Source organism: Pseudomonas sp. VA159-2 (assembly GCF_024126635.1).
GTDB lineage: Bacteria > Pseudomonadota > Gammaproteobacteria > Pseudomonadales > Pseudomonadaceae > Aquipseudomonas > Aquipseudomonas muyukensis.
Map to the genome: position 1 here is coordinate 1 of NZ_JAMYBV010000016.1, position 19068 is coordinate 19068.

The following is a 19068-nucleotide window of genomic DNA, read 5'->3' on the forward strand; positions in this document are numbered from 1 at the left end:
CCCTGGTTGTCGGTGCCAGGGGTACCGGTGCCGGGCTCGTCGGTGACTTCGGTTTTGACTTCGTCCTTGCCGAGGGTCATTTTCTCGAAGTTGTCTGCACCGGTCACGCCTTCCAGTTTGTTGACGATGGTCGGCTGGCCGCCGACGAACACGTCATCCGGGGCGTTGATGGTGATGGTGCCCGTGGCGCTGCCCGCTGGGATGGTGACCTTGGTGCCATCGGTGAGGGTGAAGACCAGGCCGTTGTGGCCGGTCACCGACAGGCCCTGGCCGTTGGTCAGGGTCACGGTGTAGGTGATCTGGCCGCCTTCAGACACTGTGGTCTTGTCTGCGGACAGTGTGGCCACAACTTCGCTGATGGTGTCAGTGATCTGCACGCTGGCATCGCCGCCGAGCTCCAGGTTCTCGAAGGTCTTGCCATCGACGGCGGCACCGGTGATGCCGACAGTCAGGGTATCGCCATCTTTGAAGACGTCATCGCCCTGGGCCTTGGCCTTGTACTCGGCTTCGGTTTGACCAGCAGGGATCACCACCTTGTCACCGTTGGACAAGGTGACGGTCAGGTCATGGTCCAGCTTCTGGCTGACTTTGACGGTGAAGGCAGGCTGTTGGTCTTCGGTGACATCACCTTTGCTGACGATGGTGACGGTGACCTTGTCGCCCTCGTTGCCGGTGCCCGGAGTACCGGTACCTGGCTCGTCGGTGACGTCGGTCTTCACTTCGTCCTTGCCGAGGGTCAGCTTCTCGAAGTTGTCCGCACCGGTCACGCCTTCCAGTTTGTTGACGATGGTCGGCTGGCCGCCCATGAACACGTCATCCGGGGCGTTGATGGTAATGGTGCCGGTGGCGCTACCTGCCGGAATGGTCACTTTGGTGCCATCGGTCAGGGTGAAAGTCAGGCCGTTATGGCCGGTCACCGACAGGCCTTGGCCGTTGCTCAAGGTGACGGTGTAAGTAATCTGGCCGCCTTCGCTGACGGTGGTTTTGTCTGCAGACAGCGTGGCCACGACTTCGCTGATGGTGTCGGTGATCTGCACGCTGGCGTCGCCGCCGAGTTCCAGGTTTTCGAAGGTTTTGCCGTCCACGGCAGCATCGGTGATGCCGACAGTCAGGGTATCGCCGTCTTTAAAGACGTCGTCGCCCTGGGCTTTGGTTTTGTACTCAGCTTCGGTCTGGCCAGCAGGGATCACCACCTTGTCACCATTGGACAGGGTGACAGTCAGGTCATGGTCCAGTTTCTGGCTGACTTTGACGGTGAAGGCGGGTTGCTGGTCTTCGGTCACGTCGCCCTTGCTGACGATGGTCACGGTGACCTTGTCGCCCTCGTTACCGGTAGCTGGAGTGCCGGTGCCGGGTTCGTCAGTGACTTCGGTTTTGACTTCGTCCTTGCCGAGGGACAGTTTCTCGAAGTTGTCTGCACCAGTGACACCCTCGAGTTTGTTCACGATCGAAGGCTGGCCGCCGACGAACACGTCGTCTGGCGCGTTGATGGTGATGGTGCCGGTGGCGCTACCTGCCGGAATGGTCACTTTGGTGCCATCGGTCAGGGTGAAGGTCAGGCCGTTATGGCCGGTCACCGACAGGCCCTGGCCGTTGGTCAGGGTTACGGTGTAGGTGATCTGGCCGCCTTCAGACACTGTGGTTTTGTCCGCCGACAGGGTCGCGACCACTTCACTGATAGTGTCGGTGATCTGCACAGTGGCCTTGCCACCGAGCTCGAGGTTCTCGAAGGTCTTGCCCGCAACGCTGGCGTCGGTCACGCCGAGCGACACCGAGCTTGCGTCCTTGAACACGTCGTCGCCCTGGGCCGGCAGGCTGTAGGTCGCCTCGGTCTGGCCGGCAGCGATGACCACCTTGTCGCCGTTGCTCAGGGTCACGGTCAGGTCGTGATCCAGTTTCTGGCTGACCGAAACGGTAAAGGTCGGCTGCTGGGCTTCGGTGACATCGCCGTTGCTGGCGATGGTGACGCTCACGGTGTCGATACTGTCGGTGATCTGGGTCTGCACCGGCGTCTGGTTCGGCACCAGGCTTTCGAAATTGCCGCCAGTGGCCCCTGTGATGCTGGTGCTGACGGTGCTGCCATTGACGAACACGTCGTTGGCCGGGGTCTGGAACTCGACACTGCCGGTGTTTTCGCCGGCCTTGACGGTGACGGTCTGGCCGTTGGACAGGGTGACGCTCACCTCGGTCTGGGCAGGGTTGCTCAGGGTCACGGTGTAGGTGATCACGCCGCCTTCTGTGACGCTCGGGGTGGCGGTCAGGGTGGCGCTGGTGGGGTCTACCGAGTCGCTGATGACGGTTTGCGCTGGCGTCGGGTTCGCCACCAGATTCTCGAAGTTACCGCCTGTTGCCCCCGTAATCGTGGTGCTGACGGTGCTGCCATTGTTGTAGACATCGTTGGGCGGGGTCTGGAAATCGACACTGCCCGACGACTTGCCGGCTTCGATGGTGACGGTCTGGCCATTGGACAGGGTGACGGTCACCGGGGTCTGCGCCGGGTTGGTCAGGGTCACGGTGTAGGTGATCACGCCGCCTTCGGTGACGCTCGGGGTCGCGGTCAGGGTGGCGGTGGTGGTGTCGATGGTGTCGGTGACCTGGGTCACGGCCGGGGTGGTGTTCGGTGTGATGACCAGGCCGTTGCCGCCCGTGGTGCCGGTGATGCTGGCGGAAATCTGGCCGCCGTCGATATAGGGCGTGTCGTTCGGCGCAATGGTGACGTTCACGCTACCAGTGGTCTGGCCCGCCGGAATGACGATCACCGCGCCGTTGGACAAGGTGACGGTCAGGTTGCTCAGCGGCGGCTGGCCGACCGTGGCGGTATAGACGATCACGCCACCCGCCTCGGTGATCGTGGGGGTGGCGTTCAGGGTCAGGCTGGTGACGCTGGGGGCGTTGCTGGTGGTATTGGCGCCGTTGGCATCCAGCGCGCCCACCTCTTCGCTGCCCTGGCCGTTGCCGAAGCCGATCGGGCCGGTCGGGAAGCCAATGCTCGGGTCGACCGCGCCGGCGGTCTCCTGCAGCATCACGAAGCTGTGGCCGCCACCCGCCGCACCGCCGCCTGCTGCGGATGGGCCCGCGGCGGTGGCTTCCAGCTCGGTGGTGGGGTCGACGCCAGCGGCGATGGCCTGCTGCAGCTCTTCGACCGAAGGCGCCGCCTGGGCGCTGGCCTGGCTCAGGTCGGTGCTGCTGTCGGGGCTGTCGGCACTCCACTGGGTGTCGCGGCCCAGGTCGAGCACGCGGCCGTCGGCCAGCTCCAGGGACACCGCGCCACCGGCGCCGGTGTCTACCTGCTCGCCGGCGAACAGGCGGTCGCCTTCGATGAGAACGCGCCGGATGCCTTCTGGGGAAACTGCGATGACTTGGCCAACAATGCTTTTGACGATGGCAACAACAGTGCTCATTGGACTCTCCGGACGACCCGTTCAGTTGGCTTCCATGCCTGCTCGCGCGTGAGGCGGCGACTGATGGAATGTTTCAATAATGTTTTTGACGCTGATTTGCGTCAATTTTACGTCTATAATTTCTGGCTATTAAGTTTATGCCAAACTATTGACCTTCTGGCTGCCATCCTAAACAATCGTCGAGGTAATGTCACATTGATATTTGGCCAGCCGCAGCTCTCTCTTTCGTATTAATCGCACTGCCTATTCGGAAGTTTCCTACCCACAGGATCAGGGCTTGCCATTTTCCAAGGCAGGGACAGCTTCGGCTGTGATTTAGGACAATAGCTCTCTCGGGAACCAGCAAACATGCGTGCGTCACTGTTCACCGCTCTTCCTTTCGCTCTCGCCGCCACATTCGTTCAAGCACAATCCTTGCCCGAAGCCATGCAAAAAGCCCTCGAGGTGCACCCGGAAATCCAGGCCGGGGTGAACGCCCGCACGGCTGCGGATTACCAGTTGCGCGCTGCCCAGGGCGGCTATTTGCCGCGGGTCGATGTGACAGCCGGTTACGGTCGGGAAGGCACCGACAGCCCCAGCACCCGCAATCGCTGGGAGACGCTCAACCGTGGCGAGTCAGCCATTCGTCTGCGGCAAATGGTTTTTGACGGTTTTGCCACCTCCAGCGAGGTCGGGCGTCAACAAGCCACCGTCAATGCCCGGGCCTATTCGCTGCTGGGCACCTCCGAGCGCACCGCGCTGACCGTCGCCCAGGTTTACCTGGATGTGCTGGCCCGTCGCGAGATGGTGCGCCTGGCCGAAGACAACCTGCGCAACCACGACCGCATCCTCGACCAGATCAAGTTGCGCACCAGCCGCGGGGTCGGGCGCATGGCCGACCTCGACCAGGCCGAGGCCCGCCAGGCCCAGGCACGCAACAACCTGATCACCGAGCAGACCAACCTGGCCGACGCCAACACCAACTACCTCAGCGTCGTCGGGCAAATGCCGGACGAGTTAAGCACGCCTGCGCCGTTTGTCGACCTGCTGCCGGCAACCCTCGACGAAGCGCGTCACCAACTGATCGAGTTCAGCCCGATACTGCGTTCGGCCGAATCGGACATCGCCGCCGCCGAGAAGCAGTACGACGCGGCCAAGTCCACCTTCTACCCGCGCTTCGACGCCGAGCTCGGCCGTACCGCCGACAACAACCTCGACGGCGCCGTCGGCCACAACAACGAGTGGCAGGCCATGCTGCGCATGAACTTCAACCTGTACGCCGGTGGCAGCAACAAGGCCGACCTCGAGTCGAAGTCGTACCTGGCCAACCAGGCCCTGGATATTCGCAACAACGCCTTGCGCCAGCTCAATGAGGAGTTAGGCTTGGCATGGAATGCTCTGGACAACGCCAACGCCCAGGTGCCGATCGCCCAGCAGTACGTCGATCACAGCAACCGCGTGCGCAGTGCCTACCAGCAGCAGTTCAGCCTGGGCGAGCGAACCCTGCTCGACCTGCTCGACAGCGAGAATGAAACCTTCACCGCCCAGCGTCGTCTGGTGGAGGTGAAGAACACGCAAATGTTTACTCAGTACCGAATCAAGGCGACCATTGGCCAACTGCTCAAGAGCCAGGGTGTCGTAGCCCCGATGGCCGCCGTTGTGCAGAACGACCTGAAACCCAAGGTGAACCTGCCAGGCATGAACTGAAAGGCGCCTTGAACCAACCCCGCAAGGATGAAGAGAGCGCCGCGTGGAATCCGAAGTCAGTCGAGTCCAACTCAGCCACGATCCACGCAGTCAGCATGACGACCCGCTGCTGGACAGTCTGCTGACCCTGTGTGTCCTGCATCAGAAACCCGCCAGCCGGGCCATGCTGACCACCGGGCTACCCTTGCCCTCCCAACGCCTGACCGCCGAGCTGCTGCCCCGTGCCGCCGCTCGCGCCGGGCTGCAGGGGCGGCTGCTGCAGCGCAAGCTGGAGCAGATCCCGAGCATCGCCATGCCGGCCATGCTGCTGCTCAAGGAAGGCCGCTGCGCCGTCCTGCTGGGCTGGGAGAACGACGACACCGCGCGTCTGCTGCTCAGCGAAAGCGACGGCGGTGAGGTGCTGGTGACCCGCGAAGCCTTGCAGGGCGACTACAGCGGCAAGGTGTTCTTCGCCCAGCCGCAGCACAAGTTCGACGTCAACCACGGCAACCTGATTCCACGGGCACGCTCGTGGTTCCGTGACACCCTGCTGCGCAGCAAGTGGCTGTACATCGATGCCATCGCCGCCAGCCTGGTGATCAACCTGATCGCCCTGGCCGCGCCGCTGTTCGTGATGAACGTGTACGACCGCGTGGTGCCCAACCAGGCCACCTCGACCCTGTGGGTGCTGGCGGTCGGCATCGCCGGCGCCTACGTCTTCGACCTGATCCTCAAGGGGCTGCGCAGCCTCTGCCTGGACCTGGCCGGCAAGAAGACCGACCTGATCATCTCGGCGACGCTGTTCGAGCGCATCGTCGGCATGGCCATGAAGTACCGCCCGGCGCGGGTCGGCAGCTTCGCCCAGAACATCCATGAGTTCCAGGGCCTGCGCGACTTCCTCGCCTCGCTGACCCTGACCAGCCTGATCGACTTGCCATTCACCCTCCTGATCCTCATGGTCATCGCCATCATCGGCGGGCACCTGGTGTGGATCCCGATCCTGGCCTTCCCATTGGCCCTGGGGATCGGCTATGCCTTGCAGAAGCCGCTGATGGCGACCATGGAGCGCACCATGGCGCTGGCCTCCGAGCGCCAGTCGAGCCTGATCGAAACCCTCGCCGGGCTGGACGCGGTCAAGGTCAACAACGCCGAGAGCGAGCGCCAGTACATGTGGGAGCAGACCCTCGGCACCCTCAGCCGCCTGGAGCTTAGGGTCAAGGTGCTGTCGGGCCTGGCCATGAACATCACCGCGTTGATCCAGCAACTGGCCGGCGTGGCGATGATCTGCGTGGGCGTGTACCTGATCATCGACGGCAACCTCAGCATGGGCGGCCTGGTGGCCTGCTACATGCTCAGCGGCCGCGCCCTCGGCCCGCTGGGCTCGCTGAACGGCCTGCTGGCCCGCTACCAGCAAGCCAAGGTGACCATGGTCGCCACCGACCAGATGATGGAACTGCCCCAGGAGCGCAACTTCGAGGAACGCCCGCTGAGCCGCCAGGTGCTGCAGGGCGCCATCGAGTTCCGCGGCGTCGAGTTCACCTACCCGAACCAGCAGAACCAGGCGCTCAAGGGCATCAACCTGAGCATTCGCCCGGGCGAGAAGGTCGGCATCATCGGCCGCAGCGGCTCGGGCAAGAGTTCGCTGGCCAAGCTGATCGTCGGTTTGTACGAGCCGGACAACGGCTCGCTGCTGGTCGATGGCGTGGACATTCGCCAGATCGACGTCAGCGAACTGCGCCACAATATCGGCTACGTGCCCCAGGACATCCAGCTGCTGGCCGGCACCCTGCGGGACAACCTGGTCAGCGGTGCCCGCTACATCGAGGATGAGTTGATCCTGCAGGCCGCGGAGCTGGCCGGCGTGCACGAATTCGCCCGCCTGCACCCCGACGGCTACGAACTGCAGGTCGGCGAACGGGGCCAGAACCTTTCCGGCGGCCAGCGGCAGAACGTCGCCCTGGGCCGGGCGCTGTTGCTCAACCCGCAGATCCTGCTGCTCGACGAACCCACCAGCGCCATGGACAACACTGGCGAGGAGCGTCTCAAGCAGCGCCTGGCGGCGGTTGTCGAAGGCAAGACCGTGTTGCTGGTCACCCACCGCGCCTCGTTGTTGTCGCTGGTGGACCGGCTGATCGTCATCGATCGTGGACAGATTGTCGCGGATGGCCCGAAAGCCGCCGTCATGGATGCGCTGAAGAAGGGGCAGATCAGTGTTGCATAAGCTGGATATGGGGCGTTTCAAGGACAACCTGCGCCGTTATTTCAAAGGCTCCGAATCGCTGGCCGGGCAGCCCCTGCCCGAGGTCAACAAGGCGCTGATCGAGGACGCGCCACGGGTGGTGCGCCTGACCATCTGGGGCGTGATCGCGTTCTTCCTGTTTCTGATCGTCTGGGCCAGCGTGGCGCCCATCGACGAGGTGACGCGCGGCGAGGGCAAGGCGATCCCGTCGTCCAAGGTGCAGAAAATCCAGAACCTCGAGGGCGGTATCGTCGCCGAGATCTTCGCCAAGGAAGGGGAGGTCGTCGAAGTCGGCCAGCCGTTGCTGCGCCTGGATGAAACCCGCTTCGCCTCCAACGTCGACGAGACCGAGGCCTCGCGCCTGGCCATGGCCCTGCGCGTACAGCGCCTGAACGCCGAGGTCGAGGACAAGCCGCTGCAGATCGACGAGGAGCTGCGCAAGGCCGCGCCGAGCCAGGCGGCCAACGAACAGTCGCTGTACCTGAGCCGACGCCAGCAGTTGCAGGACGAGATCGGTGGCCTGCAACAGCAGTTGGTGCAGAAGCAGCAGGAACTGCGCGAGTTCAACTCCAAGCGTGCCCAGTACGCCAACAGCCTGCAGTTGCTGCGCCAGGAAATCGCCATGTCCGAACCGCTGGTGGCCCAGGGCGCGATTTCCCAGGTCGAAGTGCTGCGCCTGCGCCGCGCCGAGGTCGAGAACCGTGGCCAGATGGACTCCACCGCCCTGGCCATTCCCCGTGCCGAGGCGGCGATCAAGGAAGTCCAGAGCAAGATCGAAGAAACTCGCGGCAAGTTCCGTAGCGAGGCGCTGACCCAACTCAACGAGGCCCGGACCGAGTTGAACAAGGCCACCGCCACCAGCAAGGCCCTGGACGATCGGGTGCACCGCACCATGGTTACCTCGCCGGTGCGCGGCATCGTCAAGCAGTTGCTGGTCAACACCATCGGCGGGGTGATCCAGCCGGGCAGCGACATCATCGAGATCGTGCCGTTGGACGACACCCTGGTGGTGGAGGCGAAGATCCTGCCCAAGGACATCGCCTTCCTGCACCCAGGCCAGGAAGCCACGGTCAAGTTCACCGCCTACGACTACACCATCTATGGCGGGCTCAAGGCCAAGCTTGAGCAGATCGGTGCCGACACCATCACCGACGAAGACAAGAAGACCACCTACTACGTGATCAAGCTGCGCACCGAGAAGAGCCACCTGGGCACGGAGGAGAAGCCGCTGCTGATCATCCCGGGGATGGTTGCCACGGTGGACATCATGACCGGCAAGAAGACCATCATGAGTTACCTGCTCAAGCCGATCATCAAGGCCCGTAGCGAGGCGCTGCGCGAGCGCTGATTGGCGATCAGGTTGCTCTGTCGCCTGCTTCGCCAGCAAGCTGGCGCCTACGGCTTTGGGGGCTGCCAGGCCCTGCCCCGTAGGCGCCAGCCTTGCTGGCGAACACCGGCACAGCCGGTGCCCTCCACCGCGCCGCTTGCTTCGCCAGCAAGGCCGCGATCATTTCAGGTACTGCGCGGCCGCCGAGGCCAGGGTCCGCGCGATCTCCTCGCGCAGCGCCTGCGGCGCCTCCACCACCAGCCCATCCCCCTGGCTCAGCAGCCACCAGCGCAACGACCAGCCGTCGGCTACGGTCGCGCGCAGCCTGTGCCCCTGCTCCAGGGCCGTCAGCTGCATGTCGCCGGTCAGCGGCGCCTCGCGCAGGCGCCGCGCCAGCAGGTCGCTGATCCACGCCTGCAACTCGATACCGTCCTCCTGCCCAGGCTGCAAGGTGTCGCCGCGCAGGTAGCCATGCAGGTCGAAATTGCCGCGCAACTCGCTGCCGGCAGTGGCCGACCAGTGCCAGCCGAACGGAATGCTCTTGTCGTTGCGCTCCAGCGGGAAGATCAACGACAGCTCGTTGAGGTCGCGCTCGACCGTGCGCTTGCTGACACTGAAGCCCACGTCGCGCAGGCGCCACACCAGTTCGGCACTGGTGATCCCGGGGGAGCGACTGGGCAACTGGCGCAGCAACGCCCATTGTCGGCTGAGGGTGGCGCGGGTGGTGGCGAACGGCAAAAGGAAACGTCCTTGTCTAGGCTTGCCGGCATAGGATGGCGGCACGGGCGGGGCATGGCAATTGGCCACAGCCCTGCTCAGATCAAGGAAGCGGCAATTGGTTGCCTGGCTTTGAATCGTTCGCGACAGGTTTTGTCGTGCCATCGCGCAGAATCACGCCTCAACACAGTGGAGGTTGGAGCTGTGGGTCGTTCAATGAGGATGAACATGTCTGCCGCCAGCAATATCCATTCGCTGCTTGCCCGGCTGCTTCCCGAGCGGATCGTGCCGGCGCCGGCGCGCCCGGGCCAGCGTCACCGGCTGTTCGCCGGGGTCGGCATGCCCAGCCAGCAGGCACTGCCCGGCGAGCGTTTCGGCCTGATTGATCGCCTGGACGAAGCGGTCGACTTGCAGGCGGTGTATCACGACCTGTGTCGCCAGGCCCTGCTGGGCAACGTGGCGGCGCTCAATGACCTGGGTTGGATCTGGCTCAACGGCAAGTACTGGCGCGGCGACACTTCGCTGGCCGGCCACCTGCTGCGCATGGCGGCGTTGCAGGGCAATGCGGCGGCCTGGTTCAACCTGGGGCAGCAGCACTACTTCGGCAAGGGCGTGGAGGTGAGCTACGCCAATGCGGCGGAGTACTACCGGCATGCCTTCGAGCGCGGCATGGTGCATGCCGCCGCGGCCTTGGGCGATTTGTACGAGGAGGAGGTCTGCGAGGGCGACCAGGTGTGGCAGGTCGATCCGCTCGAGGCCTACCAGTGGTTCCTGCGCGGTGCCCAGCGCGGCGAAAAGCGTTGCCGTTTCGAGGTTGGCTACCGCTTGCTGCATGGCGTGTACGTGGAGGCCGACACCCGGGCTGGGTTGTATTGGCTGGAACTGGCGGCGGCGACCGGGGTGATGCATGCCGCCGAGGAGTTGGCCGTGTACTTCAGCAGCCGCGACGCCACGCGCTACCTGGGCTGGCGTGACCAGGCCATCCAGCTGGGCAGCACCCTGGCCCTGGCCATGAAACTGGAAGACCAGATCCAGCCTTGAGCCAAGGCATGGCCGTAACTTATTGATTTAGCTTGACCCTGTGGGAGCGGCCTTGCGTCGCGAAAGGGCTGCGCAGCAGCCCCGGCAATTTCGAGGGTGGCTCAGAACCTGGGGCCGCTTTGCGCCCCTTTCGCGACACAAGGCCGCTCCTACAGGGATCGCGTTATCCGGCCGGATGGCGGGTAGATGAACAACCTTTCATCGTCTCCCTCCGTCCCCCCCGGTTGACGACAGGGGGAGGGCAGGGCGTATATTGATAGTTAGCAAACTATGAATATCCTCGGTTCTCACATGTCCCTCGACGCACTGCACCTGAAGATCAGCAGCGGCATGGTCGTGGCCGCCCGGCATTGGCGTCGCCTGTGCCAGGGGGCCCTGACCGGCTATGGCATTTCCGAAGCCTGCGCCGTGCCGCTGCTGATGATCGTGCGCCTGGGCGATGGCGTGCACCAGGTGGCCGTGGCCCAGGCCGCGGGCCTGGAAAGCCCGTCGCTGGTGCGCCTGCTCGACCAGCTGTGCAAGGCCGGCCTGGTGTGCCGCAGCGAAGACCCCCTGGACCGTCGGGCCAAGGCCCTGAGCCTGACCCCGGCAGGGCGCGAGCTTGCCGAGTCGATCGAAGGCGAGTTGGTGCGCCTGCGCCGCGACGTGCTCGCCGGCCTCGACCAGGCCGACCTGGAAGCCACCCTGCGGGTGATCCGCGCCTTCGAAGAGGCAGGCCTGCCAGCATGAACGGCTTCTTCAGCTCGGTTCCCCCGGCCCGCGACTGGTTCTACGGCGTGCGCACCTTCGCCGCCTCGATGATCGCCCTGTACATCGCCCTGCTGATGCAGCTGCCGCGCCCGTACTGGGCCATGGCCACGGTGTACATCGTCTCCAGCCCGTTCCTCGGCCCGACCACCTCCAAGGCCCTGTACCGCGCCCTGGGCACCTTGCTGGGGGCCGGCGGGGCGATCCTGCTGGTGCCGCCGCTGGTGCAGTCGCCCTTGCTGCTGAGCATCGCCATCGCCCTGTGGACCGGCACCTTGCTGTTCCTCTCGCTGAACCTGCGCACCGCCAACAACTACGTGCTGATGCTGGCCGGCTACACCTTGCCGATGATCGCCCTGGCCGTGGTCGACAACCCGCTGGCGGTATTCGACGTGGCGTCCTCCCGGGCCCAGGAGATCTGCCTGGGGATCGTCTGCGCGGCGGTGGTCGGCGCGGTGTTCTGGCCACGCCGGCTGGCGCCGGTGGTGCTGGGCTCGGCCGGCAGCTGGTTCGCCGAGGCGATCCGCTACAGCGACACCTACCTTGCCCGCGAAGCCAGCGCCGACAAGGTCGGCGGCATGCGCGGCGCGATGGTCGCCACCTTCAACACGCTGGAGCCGATGATTGGCCAGCTCGGCCACGAAGGCGCCGGCCCGCACACCCTGAAGAACGCCCGCGAGCTGCGTGGACGAATGATCCACCTGCTGCCAGTGATCGACGCCCTGGACGATGCCCTGGTGGCCCTGCAAAACCGCGCGCCGACACAGTTCGCGCAGCTTCAGCCGGTGCTCGAGCACGCCCGCGAATGGCTCAGGGGCACCGCCGACAGCGCCGCAGTGGCGCGCTGGACCGCCCTGCACGAGCAGATCGACCACCTGCAGCCTGGCGCCGCGGCGCTCGACCAGCGTGACCAGTTGCTGCTGTCCAACGCCCTGTACCGGCTGACCGAATGGGTCGACCTGTGGCAGGACTGCTGCACCTTGCAGCATGCCTTGCGCAAGGACGACGCCACACCCTGGCGCGCGGTGTACCGCCACTGGCGCCTGGGCCGGCTGACGCCGTTCTTCGACCGTGGGCTGATGCTCTACTCGGTGTTTTCCACCGTCACCGCCATCGTCGTCGCCTGCGGCCTGTGGATCGGCCTGGGCTGGAACGACGGCGCCAGCGCGGTGATTCTCGCCGCGGTGTCGTGCAGCTTCTTCGCCGCCATGGACGACCCGGCCCCGCAGATCTACCGGTTCTTCTTCTGGACCTTGATGTCGGTGATCTTCTCCAGCCTGTACCTGTTCCTGGTGCTGCCCAACCTGCACGACTTCCCGATGCTGGTGCTGGCCTTCGCCGTGCCGTTCATCTGCATCGGTACCCTGACCGTACAGCCGCGCTTTTACCTGGGGACCTTGCTGACCATCGTCAACACCTCGACCTTCATCAGTATCCAGGGCGCCTACGACGCCGACTTCTTCACCTTCATCAACGCCAACCTGGCGGGCCCGGTGGGGCTGCTGTTCGCCTTCATCTGGACCTTGGTGGTGCGCCCGTTCGGCGTCGAGCTGGCCGCCAAGCGCATGACCCGCTTCGTCTGGCGCGACATCGTCGAGATGACCGAGCCGGCGAGCCTGGCCGAGCACCGCCAGGTGGGCGTGCAGTTGCTCGATCGCCTGATGCAGCACCTGCCGCGGCTGTCGCAGACCGGCCAGGACAGCGGCGTGGCGCTACGCGACCTGCGCGTGGGCTTGAACCTGCTCGACCTGCTGGCCTACATGCCGCGTGCCGGCCAGCAGGCCCGCCAGCGCCTGCAGACGGTGATCGAGGAAGTCGGCGGCCACTACGCCGCCTGCCTGCGCCAAGGCGAACGCCTGCACGCCCCGGCGGCGCTGCTGCGCAACATGGAGCGCGCGCGCCTGGCGCTGAACCTCGATGAGCTGCACGAGCGCGGCGATGCCCGCACCCACCTGCTGCATGCCCTGAGCGGCCTGCGCCTGGCGTTGCTACCGGGCGTGGAAGTGATGCTCGAGCCTGCCGAACAAACGCAACTGTCCCCCGGCCTCGACGGAGCGCCCCTGTGATCGGTGAACTGGATATCAGCGGGGTGTTCCTGCCCACGCTGCTGGTGATGATGTTTGGCACCTACCTGTTGTTCCTTGGGGTGCACGCGGTGCTGGTGCGCCTGCACTTCTACCGCCTGGTCTGGCACCGGGCGTTGTTCAACGTTGCCCTGTATGCCGTGCTGCTTGGCGCGGTGGACCACTTTTGCCGAAGCCTGATGCTGCCATGAAAAAACCTTTGCTGACCCTGGGCCGCGTGGTCCTGACCCTGCTGGTAGTGACCTTCGCCGCCGTGCTCGTGTGGCAGATGGTGGTGTACTACATGTTCGCCCCCTGGACCCGCGACGGCCACATCCGCGCCGACGTGATCCAGATCGCCCCCGACGTGTCTGGGCTGATCCAGCGGGTCGAGGTGCGCGACAACCAGACCATCAAGCGTGGCGAGGTGTTGTTCACCATCGACCAGGACCGCTTCACCCTGGCCCTGCGCCAGGCCAAGGCGACCCTGGCCGAGCGCCAGGAAACCCTGGCCCAGGCCTCCCGCGAGGCGCAGCGCAACCGCAAGCTGGGCAACCTGGTGGCGGCCGAGCAGCTGGAAGAGAGCCAGTCCCGCGAAGCCCGCGCGCGCTCGGCGGTCAACGAGGCCCAGGTGCAGGTCGACGTCGCCCAGCTCAACCTTGACCGTTCGGTGGTGCGCAGTCCGGTCGACGGCTACCTCAACGACCGTGCCCCGCGCGCCCACGAGTTCGTCAGCGCCGGCCGGCCAGTGCTGTCGGTGGTCGACAGCGCCTCCTACCATGTCGATGGCTACTTCGAGGAGACCAAGCTGGGCGGCATCCATATCGGCGACGCCGTGGACATCCGCGTGATGGGCGATACCACCCGCCTGCGTGGCCATGTGCAGAGCCTGGCCGCCGGCATCGAGGACCGCGACCGCAGCAGCGGCGCCAACCTGCTGCCCAACGTCAACCCGGCGTTCAGCTGGGTGCGCCTGGCCCAGCGCATTCCAGTGCGCATCGCCTTCGACGAGGTGCCGGAAGACTTTCGCATGATCGCCGGACGCACTGCCACGGTCTCGATCATCGAGGGGCCACAGCCATGAAACAGCTGATCCTGGCAGGGCTGTGCCTGTCGCTTGGCGCCTGCATGATGGTCGGCCCCGACTACCAGCTACCCAAGGACGCCGCCGTGCAGCGCGAAGACCTGAACGGCCCGCTGCGCCAGGACGCCGACAGCGTGGTGTCGGCGCCGGTGCCCGAGGATTGGTGGCAGCTGTACCAGGACCCACGGCTGAACCAACTGGTGCGCCAGGCGCTGAGCGCCAACACCGAACTGCGCGTGGCCGCCGCCAACCTCGCCAAGGCCCGTGCCCAGGTGGCAGTGGCCGAGTCGCAAGGCGGCTTCAACGGTGGGGTCAAGCTGGGTGCCCAGCGCCTGCAGGAGTCCGGCGAGGCCTTCTTGCTGCCGGAGAAAGTGCCGGTGGCCAATATCGGCGAGGCGCTCATCAGCGCCAGCTACCAGTTCGACCTGTGGGGCACCTTCAAGCGCGGCACCGAGGCGGCCAAGGCCAATGCCGACGCCGTGCAGGCCGCTGCCGACACCGCGCGCATCACCCTGGTGGCCGACGTGGTCAAGGCCTATACCCAGGTGTGCTCGGCCAACGAGGAATACCATATCGCCCAGGAATCCCTGGACCTGCAGCAGCAGAGCGTGCAACTGACCCAGCGCCTGCGTGACGCCGGGCGTGGCGACGAGACCCAGGTGACCCGGTCGCAGACCCAGTTCAAGTCGCTGCGTGCCGAGTTGCCACGTTTCAAGGCCGAGCGCGAGGCCGGGCTGTACACCCTGGCCGCGCTGCTGGGCAAGCCGCTGGAGCAGTTGCCGGCGGGCACCGCCGATTGCGCCGAGCTGCCGCAGTTGGCGCAGTTGATCCCGGTTGGCGATGGTGCCGCGCTGCTCAAGCGTCGCCCCGACGTGCGCCAGGCCGAGCGCCAGCTGGCCGCGGCCACCGCGACCATCGGCGTGGCCACTGGGGCGTTGTACCCGGACATCAGCATCGGCGCGCAGATCGGCACCATCGGCCTGGCCAAGAACCTCGGCGAGCCCTCGGCCAACCGTTGGGGCTTTGGCCCACAGGTCAGTTGGAACATTCCCACCAACGGCACCCGCGCGCGCATTCGCATGGCCGAGGCCTCGACCCAGGCGGCGCTGGCGCATTTCGACGGGGTGGTGCTCAACGCCATCCGCGAGACCCAGACCCGCCTGGCGCAGTACAGCGCGCTGCTGGACCGGCGCGATGCGCTGGCCGACGCCGAGCGTTCGGCGAAGGAATCGGCGGACCAGACGCACCTGCGTTACCAGGTGGGGCGTGAGTCGTTCCTGGCGGACTTGCAGGCGACCCGCACCTACACCGATGTGCGTGCGCAGTTGGCGGCGGCCAACAGCCAGGTGGCGATGGGGCAGATCGGGGTGTTCCTGGCCTTGGGCGGCGGCTGGAAGGACAGCGCCAGGCCTTGAAGAGAGGCGAAGGCGTTCCCTTGTAGGAGCGGCCTTGTGTCGCGAAAGGGCCGCAAGGCGGCCCCAGGGATTTTTGCATCACGGCTGAATCCCTGGGGCCGCTATGCGGCCCTTTCGCGACACGAGGCCGCTCCTACAGGGAATGCGTACTTAGTTCAGCACCCGCGCCGGCTCATCCGGCGGCAGGTTGTCGCGGCCACGCGGCGCTTTGGGTTGCCCGGGCAGCGAACCGCCCAGTTGCTCCGCCAGCTGTTGCGCCACATCCTCGCCCAGCGCCTTCGACACATCCCGCACCACCCGCGGGCGGTTCAGCGTCACCCGCCGGTCCTGGCCCTTCACCAGCTTGGTGTCCTGCCCTTCACCCATGGCGGTGAACGCCGAGGTGATTTCGTAGGTGCGGGTGTTGATCAGGCTGAAGTCGGCGACCACCGTCAGGCCCAGCACCGCCGAGTAGCTGTCGGTGTGGTCCAGCGAGTTGATGTCCTGCTGGAAGTCGATGTCCGACAAGGTGCCGAACAGCACATAGTCGGCGCCCTTGAACGCGCCGTTCTTGATGCGCCGGATCACGTCGTACACGTCTTCCTTCGCGTCGGCGGTGTAGGGGCGGCCCTGGACCAGCTGGAACATGCCGGTCTTGAGGATCTCACCCTTGATGTCGCCACCGAACTTGCGCAGTTCGGTCTGCTCGATGTAGCTGTTGAGGCTCTCGAACTCGCTGTAGCTCGACTGGCCGCTGGCGTGGTACATGCCGGCCTGGCCGCTGCTCTGGGCGTTGACGGTGTGGATGTACTCCTCCACCTGCGCCTGGTAGGCCAGGTCGGTCACCGCCACCTTGGGGGCCGCCTGCGCGGCGCAGGCGCAGGCCAGGCCAATGATTGCCATCCATGCACGCATCGCTCAGCGCTCCGTGGTCTTGCGGATTTCTTTTTCGTCCATCCACTCGGCCAGGCCGCTTTCCACGTCGACCAGTTGCAGGCTGAACTTGTAGAACACGTCCTTGTAGTCGCTGCTGCGCTTGACGATGGAGCTGATCGAACCTTCCAGGCGGTACTTGGCGGCAATCATGTTGCCGGTCTTGGCCACGGTCTTCTTCTTGTACAGGCCGCTCTGGTTCTGCAGCTTGAGCTGGTCGACCTGGCTTTGCATGTCGGTGTTGTCGCTGGCGAAGCGCGCCACGCCGGACTTCATCAGCTGGGTCTTGATCGAGGTGGTGATCTCGCGGGTATCGATGTACTCGCTGGTCTTGTTCTTCACGTCGTACACCTGCACCACCGGACGGCCGTGCAGCACGCCGGACTGGGCCAGGGAGCGGGTCATGCTCTCGGCGATCATCTGCAGGTCGGTGGAGCCGAACTCGTTGGTGACCAGCTCGACAGCCTTGCTGTCGCCGTAGCTGATGTTCTTGCCGCCAAGAACCGGCGAAGGGGTGCTGCAGCCGCTGACCAGGGCGATGGCGATGGCGGCGAGGGAAAGGCGTGCAAACATGGAACGTGCTCCTGAAAAGGGTTACCGGGTGTGGACTTCGAGGCGGAAGTCGCGGGCAGCAGGGGTGGGGGCGATGGCCGGCAGGAACTTGGCCTGCTTGCCGTACAGCGGCAGGGCCTTCCAGCTTTCTTCGTCGGCCACCGGGAAGCCGTCGTCGCCCAGCCAGGCGAAGCGGTAGTAGAGGGTCTGGTTGCTGCGGCTGGTGTTGTTCAGCGCCACGTTGACGGTGAGGAAGCCGTTTTCCCGGGCGACGCGCATCTGGCCGACCTCGATGTCATCCAGCTGGCCCATGGTCACCACCTTGCTGGCGGCGCTGCCGGGGGCGGGAGGCGGGGTGGCGCAGCCGGCCAGCAGGGCGACGGCGGCCAGGGCGAGGCATGTTTTGCGCATGTGCGATCCTTGTGCTTACTTGAGGCTGGCGACGGCTTGCGCCGGGGCCTGCGGGGTGACTTCGACGGCCGGGCCGCCAGCGAATACACGGTTGCCGACCACGCGCAGGCTCACCACCTGGTAGGGCCGGTCGATCTTCACCTTGACCTGGGTGCCACCGAGGTTCGACGGCAGGTTCAGCTGGTGCTCGCCAGGCTTGAGACGGACCCGCGCCACCTGGGTCTGGTCGGGCAGGGTGCGCCAGGTGCGGGTGTCGGCGCCTTCGAGCACGCTGGAGGCGATGCCCACCACCAGGCCGGCCATGGGGTTGGCCTTGTTCAGGTTCTTCTGCGCCACGCCGCGGCTGATGGCGCGCACGCTGGTACGCAGGATGATGCCCGGCATGTCGTCGCGCAGGGCCCGGCGCGACATGGCGCTGGTGCTGTTGAGCGCGGTCAGGGCCAGGGCGCGGTCGTCCAGGCGGATCTCGCCCAGGTGCGCGGTGGAGGTGTCGTCGCGAATGATCGGGAACGACAGCGGGGTGATCACCAGGTTGTCCTCGATCGGCAACGGCAGCGGGATGCGGATCGAGTCCCGGGCCGGGGCCAGGCCGCTCTGCACCACGATCAGCACGTCGCTTTCAGTGGCCTTGGCGCTGTTTTTATCCAGCTCGAGCAGGGCCTGGTCCAGCAGCGGGGTGTTCGGGCGCAGTTCGGCGGCCTTGCGGTAGCCGGGGGCGGCCAGGCCCTTTTCGCCCAGGGCTTCGTAGACGAAACCGGACAGGTAGTGGCTGAAGGCGCTCTGGTAGCTGTTCTTCAGGCTGACCACCTCCGGTGCATCGAGGCTGGCGACCGGGTAGCCTTGCAGGTCCTTGTATTCGGTCTTGATGCCTTCCTGCTCGGCCGCTTCCTCGCGCTTGAGGTACTCCTTGTCGCGCAGTTCGGCGATCACCGCTTCGCGCTCGTGGGTCTTCTTGATCTCGGTGCGGGCACCGTCGAAGTCGTTCTGCGCCAGCAGGTTCAGGGCCATCTGCGTGGTCAGCATGACCTTTTCGTAGTCATAGCCTTCGTAGCGGCGGACCTTGTCGTTGACCAGGTAGCTGCCGAACTGGCTGAGGTACTTGTCGGTGTCGAGCTTGACCGACTCTTCCCACTGGAACACCACGCTGTCGGCGGCGCGCCAGGCGTCCTGGCTGCCCTTGAGGTCGCCCTTGGAGCGCAGCAGCTCGCCTTTTTCGAAGTAGTAGAGCAGGTCTTTCTGCTCGCCCTTGTTGTGGTTTTCCAACAGGGCGAGGGCGGCATCGACGTTGCCGGCGGCCAACTGCTTGTTGGTCTCCTGCAATTCACTGTCGTAGCTGCGAAAGACCGAGCAGCCGGTGAGCTGCAAAGCGGCGAGCAAGGTCGCCAGGGTCAAGGCGCGGGATACCATCGGACTTCTTCTTTCCCTGAAACAAGTGAGCCGCGGGGGCGGGGGCGGCAGATCCCTCTGTTTATCGCCAGAACCTCTTGATGGAGG

15 protein-coding genes are annotated in these 19068 nt (G+C 65.4%); 9 read left to right on the forward strand and 6 right to left on the reverse strand.

Translation table 11 applies throughout. The features are described from left to right. Positions 1–3401: retention module-containing protein (locus tag NJG22_RS16395; RefSeq protein ID WP_253095976.1), on the reverse strand; the 3401-nt coding region annotated here is incomplete at its 3' end. A gap of 348 nt (positions 3402–3749) precedes the next feature. Between NJG22_RS16395 and NJG22_RS16400 the strand changes: the two genes are divergently transcribed. From NJG22_RS16400 to NJG22_RS16410, 3 genes are read left to right on the forward strand one after another with little or no spacing between them, the layout of a single operon-like run. Then, a complete protein-coding gene (locus tag NJG22_RS16400; RefSeq protein WP_217851821.1) occupies positions 3750–5087 on the forward strand; it encodes a TolC family outer membrane protein in 1338 nt (445 codons plus the stop codon). 43 nt (positions 5088–5130) lie between these two features. Next, on the forward strand, positions 5131–7287 hold the full coding sequence (locus NJG22_RS16405) for a type I secretion system permease/ATPase (protein ID WP_253095977.1): 2157 nt from the start codon (positions 5131–5133) through the stop codon (positions 7285–7287). A 7-nt stretch (positions 7288–7294) separates the two neighbouring features. Then, positions 7295–8653: an HlyD family type I secretion periplasmic adaptor subunit gene (locus NJG22_RS16410; protein WP_253096114.1), complete on the forward strand. Its 1359-nt coding sequence runs from the start codon at positions 7295–7297 to the stop codon at positions 8651–8653. A gap of 159 nt (positions 8654–8812) precedes the next feature. On the opposite strand, the gene NJG22_RS16415 is transcribed toward NJG22_RS16410, so the two are convergent. Continuing rightward, on the reverse strand, positions 8813–9370 hold the full coding sequence (locus tag NJG22_RS16415) for a WYL domain-containing protein (RefSeq protein ID WP_217851825.1): 558 nt from the start codon (positions 9368–9370) through the stop codon (positions 8813–8815). 207 nt (positions 9371–9577) lie between these two features. Here NJG22_RS16415 and NJG22_RS16420 point away from each other — a divergent pair, with 207 nt between their 5' ends. The 6 genes from NJG22_RS16420 to NJG22_RS16445 all read left to right on the forward strand — a co-directional run bounded on the left by NJG22_RS16420 (position 9578) and on the right by NJG22_RS16445 (position 15699). Then, positions 9578–10390 carry a tetratricopeptide repeat protein gene (locus NJG22_RS16420; RefSeq protein ID WP_253095979.1) on the forward strand — a complete coding sequence of 271 codons (813 nt, stop codon included), beginning with the start codon at positions 9578–9580 and terminating at the stop codon, positions 10388–10390. Between the two features lie 291 nt (positions 10391–10681). Further along, complete coding sequence (locus tag NJG22_RS16425) at positions 10682–11119, forward strand: MarR family transcriptional regulator (protein WP_253095980.1); 438 nt, start codon at positions 10682–10684, stop codon at positions 11117–11119. Further along, positions 11116–13203: an FUSC family protein gene (locus tag NJG22_RS16430; protein ID WP_253095981.1), complete on the forward strand. Its 2088-nt coding sequence runs from the start codon at positions 11116–11118 to the stop codon at positions 13201–13203. Before NJG22_RS16425 ends, NJG22_RS16430 begins: the two co-directional genes overlap by 4 nt. Further along, positions 13200–13412, forward strand: a complete 213-nt coding sequence (locus NJG22_RS16435; RefSeq protein ID WP_016392395.1) for a DUF1656 domain-containing protein — start codon at positions 13200–13202, stop codon at positions 13410–13412. Before NJG22_RS16430 ends, NJG22_RS16435 begins: the two co-directional genes overlap by 4 nt. Further along, positions 13409–14284, forward strand: a complete 876-nt coding sequence (locus tag NJG22_RS16440; RefSeq protein WP_253095982.1) for an HlyD family secretion protein — start codon at positions 13409–13411, stop codon at positions 14282–14284. Before NJG22_RS16435 ends, NJG22_RS16440 begins: the two co-directional genes overlap by 4 nt. Continuing rightward, positions 14281–15699, forward strand: a complete 1419-nt coding sequence (locus tag NJG22_RS16445) for a TolC family protein (protein ID WP_253095983.1) — start codon at positions 14281–14283, stop codon at positions 15697–15699. Before NJG22_RS16440 ends, NJG22_RS16445 begins: the two co-directional genes overlap by 4 nt. A gap of 150 nt (positions 15700–15849) precedes the next feature. Here NJG22_RS16445 and NJG22_RS16450 read toward each other — a convergent pair whose 3' ends face one another. From NJG22_RS16450 to NJG22_RS16465, 4 genes are read right to left on the reverse strand one after another with little or no spacing between them, the layout of a single operon-like run. Next, positions 15850–16593: a penicillin-binding protein activator LpoB gene (locus NJG22_RS16450; protein WP_253095984.1), complete on the reverse strand. Its 744-nt coding sequence runs from the start codon at positions 16591–16593 to the stop codon at positions 15850–15852. 3 nt (positions 16594–16596) lie between these two features. Next, positions 16597–17184, reverse strand: a complete 588-nt coding sequence (gene lpoB / locus NJG22_RS16455; protein WP_186660568.1) for a penicillin-binding protein activator LpoB — start codon at positions 17182–17184, stop codon at positions 16597–16599. A 21-nt stretch (positions 17185–17205) separates the two neighbouring features. After that, positions 17206–17574 carry a YcfL family protein gene (locus tag NJG22_RS16460; RefSeq protein ID WP_217851839.1) on the reverse strand — a complete coding sequence of 123 codons (369 nt, stop codon included), beginning with the start codon at positions 17572–17574 and terminating at the stop codon, positions 17206–17208. Positions 17575–17589: 15 nt separating this feature from the next. Beyond that, positions 17590–18981, reverse strand: a complete 1392-nt coding sequence (locus NJG22_RS16465; protein ID WP_253095985.1) for a hypothetical protein — start codon at positions 18979–18981, stop codon at positions 17590–17592. Positions 18982–19068: the final 87 nt, after the last annotated feature.